This window comes from Corynebacterium sp. CQ3829_602738, from assembly GCF_054478435.1.
The window spans coordinates 923829-938533 of sequence record NZ_CM137003.1; the positions used below are offsets into that span (position 1 = coordinate 923829).

Sequence of the window (14705 nt, forward strand, 5' to 3'; positions counted from 1 at the left end):
CACATCTTGTGCTTGAGGTATTACACATATTCACTCGCCTCGGCCTGACATCCTTCGGCGGGCCGACGGCGCATTTGGGGTACTTCCGGGACGAGTTCGTCGATAAGCGCAAGTGGCTCAGCGACGACGAATACGCCGACCTCGTCGCCCTGTGCCAGTTCATGCCGGGCCCCGCATCGAGCCAGGTCGGCATGGCAATCGGCCTCAAGCGCGCCGGCTACGGAGGCATGATCGCGGCGTTTGTGGGATTCACGCTGCCGAGCGTGATCCTCATGGTCGCGTTCGCGCTCGGGGTGGCGCGCCTCGGCGACATCTCGGACGCCGGCTGGCTCGCGGGGCTGAAGGCGGCGGCGGTGGCGGTCGTCGCGCAGGCGGTGATGGGCATGGCGAAAAGCATCGTCACGGACCGCTTGCGTGCGGCCGTCGCGCTCGCTGCCTTCCTCATCGTCCTGCTGGTCCCGCACCCCGCGGCCCAGGTCGGCGCGATCGTTGCGGGCATGCTCGTAGCCACCTTTGCGCTTTCGCCTATCGACGCCCCTCCGGCCCCCACACGCACCTCCACCGCCAGCCGCACCGTAGGGATTGTCAGCTTAGGAGTGTTCGCGGCGCTGCTCGCGCTGCTTCCACTGACTGGGCGCATGGGCACGAGCTGGGGCATGTTCGACAGCTTCTACCGCTCCGGCGCTCTGGTCTTCGGCGGCGGGCACGTGGTGCTGCCGCTGTTGGAGCAGGCCACGGTGCCCACCGGCCTGGTGGACCACGACACCTTCCTCGCCGGCTACGGCGCCGCCCAGGCGGTGCCCGGCCCGCTGTTCACCTTCGCCTCGTTCCTGGGTGCTTCGGCGCAGGGTGTTCACTGGCTGTGGGGTGCGGCCCTGGCCACGGTGGCGATCTTCCTGCCGGCGGCACTCCTGGTCGTCGGGATCATGCCGTTTTGGGACCGGCTGCGCGCCAACCCGCACGCCGCCAGCGCCCTTGCCGGCGCGAACGCGGCCGTGGTGGGCATCCTCGCCGCGGCGCTGTACACCCCGGTGTTCACTTCCGGCATCCACGGGCCGGCGACGATGGCGGTCGCGGCCATGGCGTTCGTGGCGCTGAAAAACTTCAAGGCCCCGGCCTGGGCGGTGGTCATCGGCACCGCGGCGGTCGGGTGGGCAGTGTTGTGACTGCGCCCGTGATTCGGATGGCGACGGTGGGGGAGGCGGAGCTCGTCGCAAAGCTAATGCACGACTTCAACACCGAGTTCGACACCCCGGTGCCCGACAACCTGGAGCGCAGGTTCGCGCAGCTCATCGCCCGCGACGACGTGATCGTGGTGCTTGCGGGCGAGGTCGGGTTCGCGTATCTGACGCTGCGGCCGAGCCCGTACTACGACGGCCCGGTGGCGATGCTGGAGGAGCTCTACGTCGCCCCGGCGCACCGCGGCCACGGGCTGGGCACGCAGATGATGGAGCGGGTGCTGTCTGAGCTCGAAGCGCGAGGGGCGGGCGAGATGCAGATCAACGTCGACGAGGTGGACGCGGGCGCGCGGCGGTTCTACGAGCGGCACGGTTTCACCAACATTGAGGCCGGATCAAGGATGCTGCTGTATATCCGGGAGCTGTAGCGTAAAGGCATGCACGCGACCGATCTGCTCGACGTCATCTACACCGCCGGTGTCGTCTTCGACGGGCTGTCCACCAGCCGTCCTGCCACCGACCGCTACCTGCGCTCGGGCGATACGGACGGGGTGCGTGGCCGCGGTGATCTGGCGTTGCTGCAGGACCTGGAGGCGGCTGCGGAGTTCGTCATCGCCACCGCCGGCGAGCCAATCACCGCGGCCTATCTTGGGCGCATCAATGCGCAGCTCACCCGCAGCGCCGCGCTCAACCCCGGCAAGCTGCGCCGGGCGGAACAGGGCATCGGCGTGCACACCGCCCACGGCCGGCACGAACCCGCGGCGCTTACGGCTGAAGAGCTCGACGCGCTCATTCAACAGCAGCTCAAGCTTGACGACGCCCTCCGGTCCGCCGCACATCTCTTCGTCGAAGTCGCTCGAGCCCAGCCCTTTGAAGACGGCAACAAGCGCACCGCGATCTTCGCCGCGAACAGTTACTTAATCGGCCAGGGGGCAGGTGTGCTGATGGCGGTGCCGCACGACGACGCGGACCCGTCGGTGAGCCGCGAGTTTCACGATCTACTCGCTCGGGCCTACGTCTTCGGCGAGACAGGACCGGTTGTGGAAGCCCTGGTCCGGCACAACTCGGGCCAATAGGGAATACTTAACCCCATGACGAGTAGAAACCAGGCAGAAGTTACCCAAACCGTGATCCTCCCGCAGTCGCGGGACGCGCTGTTTATCACCCTCGGCTTCAAAGACGGTGGCGAGGAGGCGGCGCTGGAGGTGCTGTCCAGCCTGTCCAGCCTGACCAACGGGGTGGGCTTCCGCTACCCCAAGGCGCACCTGACCGCGGTGGCCGGCATCGGTGCGAAGATGTGGGACCGCCTCTTCGCGCTGGACAAGCCGGAGCACCTGCACGAGTTTGTGGAGCTTCAGGGTGCGAAGCACCACGCGCCGTCCACCCCGGGCGATCTGTTCTTCCACATCCGCTCCGACGAGTTCGACGTCGCCTTCGAGCTGGGCCGCCGCATCAACGCGATCGTGGAGGACCACATCGACTACCACGACGAGGTCCACGCGTTCCAGTACCAGGACTTCCGCGACCCGCTCGGCTTCGTCGACGGCACCGAGAGCCCCCGCGGCCAGGAGGGCGTCGAGGTGGCGATCATCCGCGACGGCATCTGGAAGGGCGGCAGCTACATCGTCGAGCAGAAGTACGTGCACAACTTAAAGGACTGGAACGAACTGCCGGTGGCGGAGCAGGAGCAGGTCATCGGCCGCACGAAGCACTCCGACATCGAGCTGGACGAGAAGGCGCCGAACAGCCACGTCGCCGTCAACCAGGTCGAGGACGAGGATGGAAACGGCCTGGAGATCGTGCGCAACAACCTCTCGTTTGGCGACGCGCTTGGCAAGCAGGGCACCTTCTTCATGAGCTACGCCCGCGACCCCCGCGTTACCGAGGTGATGCTGCGGCGGATGTTCATCGGCGAGCCGGAGGGCAACTACGACCGCATCCTGGACTTCTCCGAGGCGCTGACCGGCTGCAACTTCTTCGCCCCGCCGCGCGTGTTCCTGGACCACTGCGCCGACTACGCGCACCCGCACCTGCGCGGTGAGGGTGGCGAGGAGCCGAACCAGCCGGCGATCAACCTGCCGCAGGGCAAGACGGTCTTCCCGGACCGCGCGGACGTGCCCACCTCCCACAACGCCGAGGACATCGAAGCGGCGAAGGCCCGCTTCGAGGGTGCGCTACGCAGGGAGCAGTAGCTTCACGACGAGCCCGCCCCCGGCCCGCGGCGCCAACTCAACCGAACCGCCGTGGGCCTTCGCAATCGCCTTGACCAGGGCAAGACCCAGCCCGTGGCCGGAACCTGAGGTGCGGCGGGCGCGGGCAAACGGCTCGGTCCAGGTGGCGACCTCCGCCGGGTCGAGCTGATCGCCGCCGGATTCGACGGTGATCTCGGCGCCGGCCCCGACGCGCCTGAGTGCGATCGAGCCGCCTGTGCCGTGGATGGCGGCGTTGCGCGCGAGGTTGTCCACGGCCTGGCGGACCAGGGTGGGGGAGGCCTCGACCGTCAACGGCTCGGCGGTAACGGCCATGCCGTGGGCGGCGCCGACCTCGCGGCACACGGCGGCCAGGTCGACGGGTGCGCGGTCGCGGACCTGCACGTTGGCCAGCTGCAGCAGCGAGGAGACGGTCGCGGCGTTGCGGGCGTTGACCTCGCGGATCCGGCCCAGCGCGGGGCGCAGGTCGGCGTCGTCGCCGGAAAGCGCAACGTCGGCGACGGTCTGGATCGTCGCGATCGGGGTCTTCAGCTCGTGGGAGGCGTTGGCGGCGAAGCGGCGCTGGCGCTCGACGGCGTCGGCGAGCTCGTCCAACATGGCGTTGAGCGCCTCGGCCAGCTCGCCGACCTCGTCGCGGGGGCCGTCGTAGTCGATGCGGGCTTTCAAGTCGCCGCGGGTGACGGTGCGGGCGTCGTCGGCGATCGAGCGCAGTGGGGTGATCACCAGCCCCGCCACGAACCAGCCCACCACGCCCGCAAGCGCGGTGAGCAGCGCGAGCGCCCCCAGGGAGGCGAGGAGGATGCGGCGCAGGATCTCGTCGGTCACCGGCACGGCGCCGTCGATGACCACGCCGTCGTCAGCGCCCGGAAACGAGGCCATCACCGGCACCGGGGTGAGCTTCAGGTACGCGTACACCAACCCGATCAACGCCAGGCCGACACCGAGGACGGTGGCCACGAACATCACCGTGATGCGGGCCCGCAGGCTCAGCCTCATCGCTCCGCCTCCGCCACGTAGTACCCGGCGCCGGTGACGGTGTGCACGATGCGTGGCTCGCCGAGCTTCTTGCGCAGGTGCGACACCGTCACGCGCGGGGAGTTGGTGAACGGGTCGGCGTTTTCGTCCCAGGCCTCCGCCAGCAGGTCCTCGGCGGAGATCACCCCGCCGTCGGCCTCCATGAGCACCTTGAGCACCGCGAACTCCTTTGGGCTCAGACTCACCGGTTCCTCGCCGCGGGTCACCTCGCGGCGGAAGGTGTCCAGGCGCACGTCCCCGCAGCGGTACACCTCGCCGCGCGACGGCGCGTTGCGCTTCGCCAGGGCTTTCACCCGCGCCACCAGCTCCGGCAGCTCGAACGGCTTGGCCAAGTAGTCGTCGGCGCCGAGGTCGAAGCCCTCCAGCCGGTCGTCCAGCGTCCCGGACGCGGTCAGCATGATCACCCGCGTGGCGGGCTGAGACTCCACGACGTGCCTGCACACCGCGTCGCCGTGCACCCCGGGCAGGTCCCGGTCCAAAACGACGACGTCGGGCGGCAGCTCGTCGATTAGCTTCAGCGCCTCAAACCCGTCGTAGGCGACGCGTGTGTGCATCCCGGCGCGCGACAGGCCGGTGGCGATGGCGTCGGCGAGGAAGGCCTCGTCGTCCACGATAAGCACCCGAATTGTCATGGTTGCGATCGTATGCGCCGCGATGTTGCGCGCGCGTAAGCATCCGGGTTAACGCGGGCGCAACACGCGGGTTCGTAGCTTCAAGCGGCATGCAGACCAGAATCGTTGGAATCGACGCGGCCCGGGCGGTGGCGCTCATCGCGATGATCGTCGCGCACCTCACCGCGCCGGGCGGCGTCGCTGCGCAGCTGCTGTTCGGCTTCCCCGCGGGGCTCTTCGCGTTCCTCGCCGGGGTGTCCATGGGGCTCATGCGCGCCCGGCCGGCGCAGTTCGTGGTGCGCGGGGCGTGCCTGATTGCGCTGCACTTCGCGCTGGTGCCGTTCTCCGGAACCATCGAGGTGGTCCTGGGCACGATCGGGATCTGCATGATCGTCCTCGCGTGGGCGCCGAGGCTGGATTCGGCGTGGCTTGCCTGGCTCGCCTTCGCCGGCACGTTGGGCTCCGCGGCGCTGGCCCCGTCCAGCTCGCCGTACCCGCCGCTGATGTGGGCAGTGCTCATGGTCGCCGGGATCCTGTTCGCGCGCCGCATGCCGCTGCGCGCCGGGGCGGCCATCGGGTGCGTGCTGTTCGCGGCCGATGTTGCGCTGCGGTGGTGGGTGCCGTTGCCCCTGCTTCTCGACGCCACCGGCCACACCGGCGGGCTCGTCGATGTGGTGGGGACCGCCGGGGCGTCGATAGGCATCTGCTCCCTGTGCTGCCTGGCGGGGCGATGGCTGGGGTGGCTCGCGCCGCTGGGGCGGATGACGCTGACTCTGTATTGCCTGCACGTGCTGAGCGCGCAGTGGGTCGGGGTGTGGGCGAGCGTGATCGGCTCGGCCGTGATCGCGTACGGCTGGCTCGCCGTGTTTAAGCGCGGGCCGATGGAAAGTATTGTTCGCCGCCTTACGGCGGTGGTTGGAAAGGAAAATAATGAGAAAGTTGGCGTTTAGTGTTGCAGTTGGTGTTGCTTTGGCGGCGCAGCCCGCGGGGGCGATGGAATCGGAGCGGTTCGCCGGCGACGCGGCGGAGGCCGAGCCGGTGGTCTCGGTGCGCGTGGACGACTCCGACCCCGACGACGGCGTGTGCACCGGCACCGCCATCGACCCGCACTGGGTGATCACCGCCCGCCACTGCGTCGAGGCGGCCGCCAAGCCCGGCGGCTCGGTGCGCACCGGCCAGGGCGAAAACCAGAAGGTGTTCCAGGTGGACCGTCACGAGGTCGCGCCCCGCGGCGACATCGCGCTGCTGCACACCACCGAAGACCTGGGGCTTTCCACCTACGCTTCGGTTGCGGACACGGTGCCGTCCGGCGAGGTGAACATCTACGGCTGGTCCTCCGACGGCTCCGGCGGGTCGACCAAGCTGCCCGCCGCGGAGGCGACGGTGCGCGGAGAATCGCCGCTCGCGCTTTTCGACGCTCCGTCCGCCCTCGACGTCGCTCTAAAGCACGGGGCGCGGATCCAGCCTGGCGACTCCGGCGGCGCCATCTTCTCTGAAGGCAAGGTCGCCGGCGTGATGTCGGCCGGCCTGTTCGAGGACCCGGAAAATCCGACCGAGGAGGAGATGAACTCCAACGCCGCGGTGGCGGTGGCGCCGGTGGCGGAGCAAGCCGAATGGATCCGCGGCGTGGTCGCGGGTTCTTCTGGGGCTGCCTCAGGGAGCGAGTCCTCGGATCCCGCCGCCTCCCTGCGCTACGTGGTGCTCGGCCTCGGCGCGCTCGCGCTGGTGGCGGCCGGGTTCGTCATGGCGACGCGCCGCAAGGCTCGTTAGAGAATCTCCGCGCTCTTGTATTGGCTCACGCGCAGCGCACCTGTCGGCATGGAGGTGTCGGTGGGGAAGTGCACGTGCTCCGGGGCGACGGTGAGCCGGACGCGCTCGCCTTGGAGTCGTTCCCACTCCAAGCCGTCGAGGCGCTCGTTACCGCGCGCGCTGATCTCGCGCCGGCCCAAGGAGACGTACTCGGCATCGCGCGAGTACACCGAGCCGGCGTGGTGGTGGTCGGTGAACTCGCGGGGCGCATCCAGCTGGAGCAGGAGGTACTCGCTGGCGGGGTCTTCACCGTTCGGCATGCTGTCGATGAGCTCGGCGCCCGTCTTCGCCACCACGGTGCCTTCGACGACAACATCAGGCTCATCGACGGGCGCCGGACCGCGCACCTCCGGCATGGAAACCGTCAGCTCGCCGGCATCGAGGGCGGCGCGGTCCTGTGTCGGCTGCCAATTCACAGTCAAATGGCCGGGGCGAGGGTACTGCACGTTCATTTCTTCGGGCTCGGTCGGGGCGGAAATGGTGGCGCCGTCCACGTCGTGCCATACCGTTGAGCCGTCGCCGGTGCCGCTGACCCAGTGCGCCTGAAACAGGCCGCGGCCCAGCTGGGACGCCTCCACGCCGGCGCGGCTGCCGCCCGCGCCGGCGGCGCCGTAGATCAGGGACTCGCCGGAGGTTTGCAGGGAGCCGCCGTCGGTGGAAAACACGAGCACGCGGGCGAAATGGTTCGAGTGCTCGTCGGAGCTCATGGAGCTCAGCAGCAGCTCGGGCGCGCCGCCGCCGTTGGCCTCTACGAGCGCATAGAAGTACTCGCCGTCGGGCACGTGGTCGACCTCGTCGCGGCCCGGGCTGGGCACGTTGAAGTTGTAGGCCTCTGGGTCGTCGAGGACCTTGGCGTACTCCGCGGGCCATTCGGTGGCGCCGCTGTTTTCTTCGGTGGCATCCTCTGGGGCCGAAGGTGCCCCGATTTCGGTGGTCACCACCTCTCCCGAGTCGGGATCAACCCACTCGGTAGCGGTGACGACGACCGTCTCGCCGGCTGTGGAACAGGAAGCCAGGAAGAGGGCGCAAGCGAGCGGGGCCAGGGCGCGGGAAACCTTCATGCAGCTAACGATAAGCCAGTCGCCGCGCACCCGCGCCGGCAGGCCCGCTAGCGCTTAGCGATCGGCCCCAGCACCCCGTCTACCGCAAACGGGAACAGCAGGGCCACCAGGTTGGCGAGCCCGAAGGCGCCCGCGAGCGCCACCGGGATGATCCAGCCGAGGTTGCCGGAGCTCGAGCCGTTGTCGGCAGCGGGCTCTGGCGTGCTCGGGGCGGGCTTGCTCGGGGCGGGCTCGTTCGGCGTGGGCTTGCTCGGCTCGGCCTGCCCCGCGGCGGGCGCGACCTCGACGGGGACGGTCACCTCGGTGCCGGCGTCAGTGGTGATGCGCAGTTCCTGGGCGCCAGACATCCCCGCCGGGACGGTCAGCTTCACGGTGGCGGTGCCGTACTCGTTGGCGGTCTGGTCGCCGTTGTTGGGGGAGATGGAGGCGGAACCGGAGGCGTCGCCAAGCGTTGCGGTGGCGGTGGTGGCGGCCTCGCCCTTGTCGAAGAGCAGGGAGCTGAGCTCGATGGTTGCCTCCTTGCCCGCGGTGAGCGGGGCGGGGAGGTGGACGCCCACGTTGGACTGGCCGGTGCGCTGCTTCTGGCCGGAGCTGAGCGCCTCCACCAGCGCGTTGAGGTCCACGTAGCCCAAGTTCGCGGGCTCGGAGCCCTTGGTGAAGGCCTTGAAGTTGTCGCCGCCGGCGAGCAGGAAGGTCGATCCGGCGACCACGTAGGTCTTCTCCGGGTCGATCGGGGCGCCGTCGACGGTGACCGAGGTGATCTTGGAGCCGACCGGCGCGGCCGGGTCGTAGGTGTAGGAGACGTTGTCGGAGATGCCCAGCGGGAACATGGGGCGGTCCGGGTCGTCGCGCCACTGCTCCTCCAGCGCCTGCACCACGTCGGAGCCCTTCAGCTCGACGTAGGTGTTCTCGCCGCCGAACGGCTGGACGGAAAACGCCTGCTCGTAGGTGACGTCGCCGGCCTCGAGCTCGGCACGGACGCCGCCCGCGTTCATCACGCCGATGTCGGCCGTGACAGACGAGTTCTTGGACACGCCCTGGCGGGTCGCCTCCGCGATGTAGTTGTTGAGCTGGGACTCCTTGTCGCCCGCCCTGTACAGGTCCTCGTCCGTGTGCCCGATGACCTTCTTGCCCTCGGTGCCGGCCTTGTCCAGGGCGTCCTTGATCACCGCGTCGATTTCGGGCTGCGGGGTGTCGCAGGCGCGGATCGTGTCGGCGTCGAGAAGCTCGGCGTTTTTCACGGTCAGCTTCTTGGTGGCGCGGTCGAAGCTCAGGTCCACGTTGGCAAGGTTGGCGCCGTAGGAGCCGGCCTGGATCAACAGCGGCTTCTCTCCGGCGGGCTCGATGGCCTGGTGGGAGTGGCCGAGGAACGCCACGTCGACGGCATCCGAGAACTCGTCGGCCTTGATGCCGCCCTCGTGCACGAGCGCGATGACCACGTCGGCCTCGCCGCTACTCTTCAGCTTTTCTGCGAGCTCGTTCGTGGTCGCGACCGGGTCGTTCCAGGCGATGCCCTCAATGGACTTCGGGTTGACCAGGTTCGGCATGTCGTCGGTGATGGTGCCCACGAAGGCCACCTTCGCGCCGTCGAGGTCCTTGATCACGTAGTCCTTCGTGTTCTTCACGGTCTCGGCGTTGGCGGCGAGGAAGTCGAAGTCCGCGGCCTCGGTGACGCGGTTTGAGAAGTCCTCGGCTCCCTCGTCGAGCTCGTGGTTTCCCAGTGCGGAGACCTGGAGGTTCATCAGGTTGAGGATGTCCAAGGTGGGGGCGTCGTTCAGCAGCTTGGATGCGAAGGGGGAGGCGCCGATGTTGTCGCCGGCGGAGGTGAAGACGTGGGTCTTGCCCGCGGCGGCCTCGTCCACGGCGCACTTGAGGTGGGCGGCGCCCGGGACGTACTTCGTTTCCTCCCAGTAGCCGTGGAAGTCAGTGACGTTGGAGATGGTGAACTCGGAGGTCTCGGCCGCCAGCGCCGCCGGGGTGAACGGGGTGAAGGCGGTGGCGAGCGTGGCGGTGGTGGTCGCGGTGATCAGCTGGATGCGGTAACGGGCGGACACGAGGGGCCTTTCTCTTTGGGCGGGTTGTGTGAGAGCAACCTTAGAAAGGCCGTTTTGCGGTGAGGTTTCTTTCAGGTGAATTCTGGGTAGCGGACAAGGAGGTCATCGCCGATGACGGCGCCGTCGTTCAAGGTTGCATTACTTATCGACGCCCCGTCCGCCGTCGTCCCCATAATGTGGCCCACCTCGTCCCCGTGGGCGATGAGGTGGTCGGCGATGATGCGACGGTGGCAGCGCCACCACACCGCCTCGGAGCACATCACGGCGGTGGGGGTTTCGGCGGCGTGCCGGCGAAGTTCGGCGAGGGCGTCGGCGAATTCGTGTCCGAGGGCATGGTCGGCGTAGTTGTGGAAGCTGCGGTTGCGCCAGTTGCCGTTGACCTCGAAGGGGACGGTGCGCGAGACGTTGCGGCGGCCGGTGAGGCCCTCGCTGCGGCTGTACGCGATGCCGTGCTCGGGCAAGTGCGCGGCGAGGTGGTCGTCGTTGAACCACGGGTACTTGCGGGACCCGGGGAGTTTGCGCACGTCAACGATGGACTTCACCCCGGCGGCGGAAAGCATCGCGGTGAAGTCGTCGAAGTCGAGGTTGGAGTGGCCCACGGTGTAAACGCGCATGCCGACCACGCTACGCCCGACGCAATCACACTCGCATCGGTGTCCAAGTGTCTTTCATCGGTGGGTGGTCGGGCGGGTAGAACGCGGGGTCGCGGCCAGTGTGTTTGGCGCATTCGCATCTGCCTTTCGCGGCATAGATCCTGCTCACCGCCGAATGCTTCGCCGGGACCGATTGGTTGAACCTTAAGGGGTCGCTCGGGCGCCGTCGGAACCCTGACCTGCCCGTATTGGGGTCGAAATCCATGTACCCCTTGTTAAAGGAGCCGTCTCTGTGGTCGTTGTTGCACCTGTGGTGCTCGCGACATAGCCCGGTGAGGTTTTCGATGTCGGTGTTTCCGCCTTTGATCCACGCGAGGATGTGGTGGGCCTCGCACTCCGACATGGCTGCGGTGCACCCGAGCCAGGAGCAGACCCCTTGCACCGCAAACATTGCGATGCGCTGGGCCACCGACGCCAGCCGGCTGGTGCGTCCCATCCACAGCGGCACGGAGCTGACCCCGTCGACTTGCAGCAGGAAGTCGGTTGTACCGTCCATGCCCAGGCGAACGAGGTCGAAGCAGTCCACCTCGATGCCGGTGTTGGTGTCGAAGAGCATCGCGGCGTCGCCGTCCGCGAGGTCGTCCAACGTCAGCGCAAGCACGACGGACGCGGCCCCGTCGTTAGCCTTCTGGCACTTCTCCTCGTACTGCTCAAAGATGGCGAAGAACTGATCGAATCGGCGTTGCTCCGGTGTGCGTGAATCCGCCTCGCCCTGCAGTTCCTCCGGCAGGTTCGAATTCGGCGCCAGCCCTTTGTCCATGTGCGCCTTCATTAGCGCCGCGTGGCCGGCGGTGGCGTTGATGTGGATGTCCACCATGCCGTCTGCCTTGCGACGGCCAAAGGTGGCACTCCTCTTTTCAAACCCGGCGTTCGGGTTGGAGTGGGGCGCGTGCTTCCGGTTCGCCGCGTTTACCGCCTTGCGCACGAACAGGCGCAGGTCCTCGGGGCTGCGGTGCAGTGCTTCCTCCATAGCCTCAGAATGAATGCGGGTTCGCTCGCAGGACGCGGCCTTGAGCAGTTTGTCCAGCTCGCGGCGGATAATGTCCTGCTTTTCCGCGCTGACCTTCGACGAGTTCTCGCGTGCTTTCTTCTGGCGGGCGCGTTCCTCCTCGGCGGCAGCCTCCGCGGCGGCCTGGGCTTCGGCCTCGGCATCCTCCCCGGTCATGTCGAACAGGTCTTCCACGTCCTCGGGCGGGGGAGGGGTGGGCTCCGGCGGTGCGCCGTAGAGCAGCCGGCCGCGCTCGAGACGGTTGTAGGCCTCGCTCTTGGACAGGTCTAGGCACTGCTGCAGGTACGCGTTTGGGTAGTTGGCCCCGACGACGCGCCCGGCATCGTCCCGGTCGGCGATGAAGGCGAATGCTGCGTCGATGGATGCCTTCTTTTTGAACTGCTCCTCCAAGCGCTCCATGTCGTGCCGGACGTCCTCAAATGCGAGGGCGGAGGGGTCCTCGAACAGTGTGCTAAGCGTGCGCAGCGCTGAAGAAATCTCGTCGACGCACTGGGTGATCTCGCTGGTCATGGCCCCTCCTTCCTGCCGGGATTGCGGTTGTTTGAAAGTGATGAACTCAATCTAACAACGCGTCCGACACGGCCATCCCGGAATTAGAACACCCGTTCGAAGGTGGGTTAATTCAGCACTTCAAACGAGTCTTCGGGCGAGATCCACAGGGCGCCGAGAGGCATCGAAGTATCGGAAGGGAAGCCGATGGCGTCCTTGTTTTTCAGAATTCTGATTCTCTCGCCAACGCGGCCTTCCCACTCAATGTTTTTCTCCTCAGGTCCGCGCGGCCACAGCTCGCGGCTACCCAACGCGACATACTGAATTTCCTTCGTATCGGTGCCGCCACCGACAAACCCCGTCACAGACATGGGCTGATCCAGCCAAAGTAAGAAGTACTCGCTTTGCGGATCCTGGCCGTTGGGCATGTCCAGGCCACGCGGCGCCATAAGCTCTTCACCGGTTTTGCGCACCACGTTGCCCACAAACTCGATCTGATTCGAAGGAGCAGTTTGCGAATCACCCCCGCTCACACTCTCGCCGCTGGGCGGAAGCACCGTGAGGTTGCCGTCGCGAAGCGGTTGTGGGCTGCTCACCGGATTCCAGTCGATGAGTTGGTGGTCCGGGAGGTGGCCTTCGCTAGGGAAGGTCTCCTTTGCGCCTCCGCTTAGCGACGTGCCATGCAACGTAAACAGCTCAGAAACGGATTCCTTGCCCAGCGACGAACCGCTGATCTGGTACACGCCCCTGCCACCCGCGGACGCCCACACCGCCAACCGGCCGCCACCGTTGCCGGGCGCGCCCATCATGAGCACGTCCGTGGACGCGCGCGCCTTGCCGTCGTCGCCGATGGTGAACACGATCACCGGTGTGGTGTCGCTGCCACCGACCGCGAGCAGGAGTTCGGGCGTGCCGCCGCCGGTGGCCTCCACAAGCGCGTACTCGTAGGTGCCGTCGGAGGTGTACTGCGCCGCGGCGTTCACGGGGTAGTCGCCGGGATGGGAGAGGATCCATTCGTACTCGGTGCGCCAATCGGCGGCGTTCTCAGCCTCGCCCTCAGCCTTAGTCTCGCCCGCATCAGGCTCCACCACCGAACCCGAATCCGGATCCACCCACTGCGTGGACGTGACCACCACGGTTTCGCGCTCGCCACCTCCAGCGCAACCCGAAACCACCCCGACAGAACCGACTACAACAAGCGCGAGCGCGCGACGAAAACGCATGCACCCACTCTAACCGTCGGGCACAGGAAACTCGCGGCTATTTCCCAAGCTCTTTGCGGCGCTTCGCCGCGAGCTTCAGCCGCTCGGCGCGATCCGTGCGTTCCTTCTCCAGCAGTTCCTCGAGGATCTCGTCCTCCTCGTCTGAGATGTCGAAGACTGCGTACCAGGCGACCGCGAGAATGCCCACTACCGGCCAAACCACCCAGGCGTAATCCAGGTCGAGCCCGATCTGCAGCACGAAAAACACCGCCAGGCCGCCGATCAACGTGGTGTAGATCGCGGTGTCTAACTTCCGCTTCGCGGCGAGCTTTTCTTCCAGTTCAACCTCAGACGGCTCGCGTTTTTCTAATGTGGCGGGCTCGGCCGGGAGGTCGTCGAAAAGCACCGAAAGCTCCCCGCGCGTGCGAGCAACCGCCGCCTGACCTGTGCGTTCCTCGAACTCGCCCACATCGAGGTAGCCGTCCGCGAACAGGGTGCCCAGCCGGTCCAGCGCGTCCGAACGCTCGGCATCGCCCACGCGGATTTCGTCCATCATCGCTCCCAACTTGCGCTTGCCCCTACGGCAAGCTGTTCAATCGCAATCATGGCAGATGGTAACGAGTACACGATTGGCGAAGCCGCGGAGGCCCTCGGCGTATCCACGAAGGCGCTGCGCCACTGGGAGGCGATCGGCCTCATCGCGCCCGCGCGCACCTGGGCCGACCACCGCGTCTACAGCGAGGCCGACCTCGAGCGCGGCGCGGCCATCGCTCTCTACCGCGGCGTCGGCGTGCCGCTTGCGCAGATCGCGCAGCTTCTCGACGCCTCCGGCGCCACCCTCACCCGCGCCCTCAAGCACCACCAGGAAGCACTCGCTTCTCGACGGCGCACGCTCGACGCCCAGCTCGCATCTGTCCAGCACCTCATTGACAACGCAACGAAAGGAACCATCAACATGGACGCAATGAAGAAGTACCTCGGCGAGGATATGCCCGCCTACCAGGAAGAAGCCGAGCAGCGCTGGGGTGATACCCCGGAGTGGGCGCAGTCCCAGGAAAAGCTCGCGCAGATGGGCGAAGGCGACTTCAAACGCCTCAAGGAGGAGCAGGACGCGTTCGCTGCTGACCTGGTCAAAGCCCGCGACGCCGGCGTGGAACCCGGCTCACAGGAAGCCGAAGCGCTGGTGGAGCGGCACCGCGCAAGCATCGCCCAGTGGTACGAGGTGACCCCGGCTCGCCAACTCATCCTCGCGCGCATGTACGTTGGCGACCCCCGCTTCCACGAGGCGTACAACGGCGCGCAGGATTACCTGCTCGAGCTGGTCACCGCCCACGCGGCGGCTGAAGGTGTGGACGTGGACAACCCGCAGTGGGGCTAGCCACACCCCACTTGTC

The 14705-nt window shown here is 67.3% G+C and carries 15 protein-coding genes; 7 read left to right on the top strand and 8 right to left on the bottom strand.

What is annotated here, in order from left to right; all coding sequences use genetic code 11:
• The first annotated feature begins 8 nt into the window (after positions 1-8).
• The 4 genes from chrA to ACX1NL_RS04520 are packed head-to-tail and all read left to right on the top strand — an operon-like array spanning position 9 to position 3370.
• Complete coding sequence (gene chrA / locus ACX1NL_RS04505; RefSeq protein WP_458898711.1) at positions 9-1166, top strand: chromate efflux transporter; 1158 nt, start codon at positions 9-11, stop codon at positions 1164-1166.
• A 17-nt stretch (positions 1167-1183) separates the two neighbouring features.
• Positions 1184-1606, top strand: coding sequence for a GNAT family N-acetyltransferase (locus ACX1NL_RS04510; RefSeq protein WP_458898900.1), 423 nt, complete (start codon positions 1184-1186; stop codon positions 1604-1606).
• Between the two features lie 9 nt (positions 1607-1615).
• A complete protein-coding gene (locus tag ACX1NL_RS04515; RefSeq protein ID WP_458898712.1) occupies positions 1616-2254 on the top strand; it encodes a Fic family protein in 639 nt (212 codons plus the stop codon).
• 15 nt (positions 2255-2269) lie between these two features.
• Positions 2270-3370 carry a Dyp-type peroxidase gene (locus tag ACX1NL_RS04520; protein WP_458898713.1) on the top strand — a complete coding sequence of 367 codons (1101 nt, stop codon included), beginning with the start codon at positions 2270-2272 and terminating at the stop codon, positions 3368-3370.
• Here ACX1NL_RS04520 and ACX1NL_RS04525 read toward each other — a convergent pair.
• Both ACX1NL_RS04525 and ACX1NL_RS04530 read right to left on the bottom strand, forming a co-directional pair.
• Entirely contained in the window at positions 3353-4384 is a 1032-nt protein-coding gene (locus ACX1NL_RS04525; protein ID WP_458898714.1) for a sensor histidine kinase, read from the bottom strand. The genes ACX1NL_RS04520 and ACX1NL_RS04525 overlap by 18 nt on opposite strands.
• Positions 4381-5055 (bottom strand): response regulator transcription factor, encoded by a 675-nt coding sequence (locus tag ACX1NL_RS04530; RefSeq protein WP_458898715.1) that lies wholly within the window; start codon positions 5053-5055, stop codon positions 4381-4383. Before ACX1NL_RS04530 ends, ACX1NL_RS04525 begins: the two co-directional genes overlap by 4 nt.
• Positions 5056-5144: 89 nt before the next feature.
• Here ACX1NL_RS04530 and ACX1NL_RS04535 point away from each other — a divergent pair, with 89 nt between their 5' ends.
• Both ACX1NL_RS04535 and ACX1NL_RS04540 read left to right on the top strand, forming a co-directional pair.
• Positions 5145-5984 (top strand): DUF418 domain-containing protein, encoded by an 840-nt coding sequence (locus tag ACX1NL_RS04535; RefSeq protein WP_458898716.1) that lies wholly within the window; start codon positions 5145-5147, stop codon positions 5982-5984.
• Positions 5965-6804, top strand: coding sequence for a trypsin-like serine protease (locus ACX1NL_RS04540; protein ID WP_458898717.1), 840 nt, complete (start codon positions 5965-5967; stop codon positions 6802-6804). Before ACX1NL_RS04535 ends, ACX1NL_RS04540 begins: the two co-directional genes overlap by 20 nt.
• Here ACX1NL_RS04540 and ACX1NL_RS04545 read toward each other — a convergent pair.
• From ACX1NL_RS04545 to ACX1NL_RS04570, 6 genes are all read right to left on the bottom strand, one after another.
• Positions 6801-7904 carry a hypothetical protein gene (locus tag ACX1NL_RS04545; protein ID WP_194560335.1) on the bottom strand — a complete coding sequence of 368 codons (1104 nt, stop codon included), beginning with the start codon at positions 7902-7904 and terminating at the stop codon, positions 6801-6803. The genes ACX1NL_RS04540 and ACX1NL_RS04545 overlap by 4 nt on opposite strands.
• Positions 7905-7951: 47 nt before the next feature.
• Positions 7952-9958, bottom strand: coding sequence for a bifunctional metallophosphatase/5'-nucleotidase (locus tag ACX1NL_RS04550; RefSeq protein ID WP_458898718.1), 2007 nt, complete (start codon positions 9956-9958; stop codon positions 7952-7954).
• A 71-nt stretch (positions 9959-10029) separates the two neighbouring features.
• Positions 10030-10572 (bottom strand): DUF488 domain-containing protein, encoded by a 543-nt coding sequence (locus tag ACX1NL_RS04555; RefSeq protein ID WP_458898719.1) that lies wholly within the window; start codon positions 10570-10572, stop codon positions 10030-10032.
• Between the two features lie 25 nt (positions 10573-10597).
• Positions 10598-12130: an HNH endonuclease signature motif containing protein gene (locus tag ACX1NL_RS04560; protein ID WP_458898720.1), complete on the bottom strand. Its 1533-nt coding sequence runs from the start codon at positions 12128-12130 to the stop codon at positions 10598-10600.
• A gap of 107 nt (positions 12131-12237) precedes the next feature.
• The gene (locus ACX1NL_RS04565; protein WP_458898721.1) at positions 12238-13332 is read right to left on the bottom strand and encodes a hypothetical protein; all 1095 of its coding nucleotides are present in this window, start codon (positions 13330-13332) and stop codon (positions 12238-12240) included.
• 37 nt (positions 13333-13369) lie between these two features.
• The gene (locus ACX1NL_RS04570; protein WP_458898722.1) at positions 13370-13867 is read right to left on the bottom strand and encodes a DUF1707 SHOCT-like domain-containing protein; all 498 of its coding nucleotides are present in this window, start codon (positions 13865-13867) and stop codon (positions 13370-13372) included.
• Positions 13868-13915: 48 nt separating this feature from the next.
• Here ACX1NL_RS04570 and ACX1NL_RS04575 point away from each other — a divergent pair, with 48 nt between their 5' ends.
• A complete protein-coding gene (locus ACX1NL_RS04575) occupies positions 13916-14689 on the top strand; it encodes a MerR family transcriptional regulator (protein ID WP_458898723.1) in 774 nt (257 codons plus the stop codon).
• The last annotated feature ends 16 nt before the right edge of the window (positions 14690-14705 follow it).

Excerpts from the sequence above, each read along its gene's own strand:
- ACX1NL_RS04545 (WP_194560335.1), bottom strand. The coding sequence starts at position 7,904 with ATGAAGGTTTCCCGCGCCCTGGCCCCGCTCGCTTGCGCCCTCTTCCTG.
- ACX1NL_RS04530 (WP_458898715.1), bottom strand. The coding sequence starts at position 5,055 with ATGACAATTCGGGTGCTTATCGTGGACGACGAGGCCTTCCTCGCCGAC.
- ACX1NL_RS04570 (WP_458898722.1), bottom strand. The coding sequence starts at position 13,867 with ATGATGGACGAAATCCGCGTGGGCGATGCCGAGCGTTCGGACGCGCTG.
- ACX1NL_RS04520 (WP_458898713.1), top strand. The coding sequence starts at position 2,270 with ATGACGAGTAGAAACCAGGCAGAAGTTACCCAAACCGTGATCCTCCCG.
- ACX1NL_RS04510 (WP_458898900.1), top strand. The coding sequence starts at position 1,184 with ATGGCGACGGTGGGGGAGGCGGAGCTCGTCGCAAAGCTAATGCACGAC.
- ACX1NL_RS04525 (WP_458898714.1), bottom strand. The coding sequence starts at position 4,384 with ATGAGGCTGAGCCTGCGGGCCCGCATCACGGTGATGTTCGTGGCCACC.
- ACX1NL_RS04565 (WP_458898721.1), bottom strand. The coding sequence starts at position 13,332 with ATGCGTTTTCGTCGCGCGCTCGCGCTTGTTGTAGTCGGTTCTGTCGGG.
- ACX1NL_RS04540 (WP_458898717.1), top strand. The coding sequence starts at position 5,965 with ATGAGAAAGTTGGCGTTTAGTGTTGCAGTTGGTGTTGCTTTGGCGGCG.
- ACX1NL_RS04515 (WP_458898712.1), top strand. The coding sequence starts at position 1,616 with ATGCACGCGACCGATCTGCTCGACGTCATCTACACCGCCGGTGTCGTC.
- ACX1NL_RS04560 (WP_458898720.1), bottom strand. The coding sequence starts at position 12,130 with ATGACCAGCGAGATCACCCAGTGCGTCGACGAGATTTCTTCAGCGCTG.
- ACX1NL_RS04575 (WP_458898723.1), top strand. The coding sequence starts at position 13,916 with ATGGCAGATGGTAACGAGTACACGATTGGCGAAGCCGCGGAGGCCCTC.
- ACX1NL_RS04535 (WP_458898716.1), top strand. The coding sequence starts at position 5,145 with ATGCAGACCAGAATCGTTGGAATCGACGCGGCCCGGGCGGTGGCGCTC.
- ACX1NL_RS04555 (WP_458898719.1), bottom strand. The coding sequence starts at position 10,572 with ATGCGCGTTTACACCGTGGGCCACTCCAACCTCGACTTCGACGACTTC.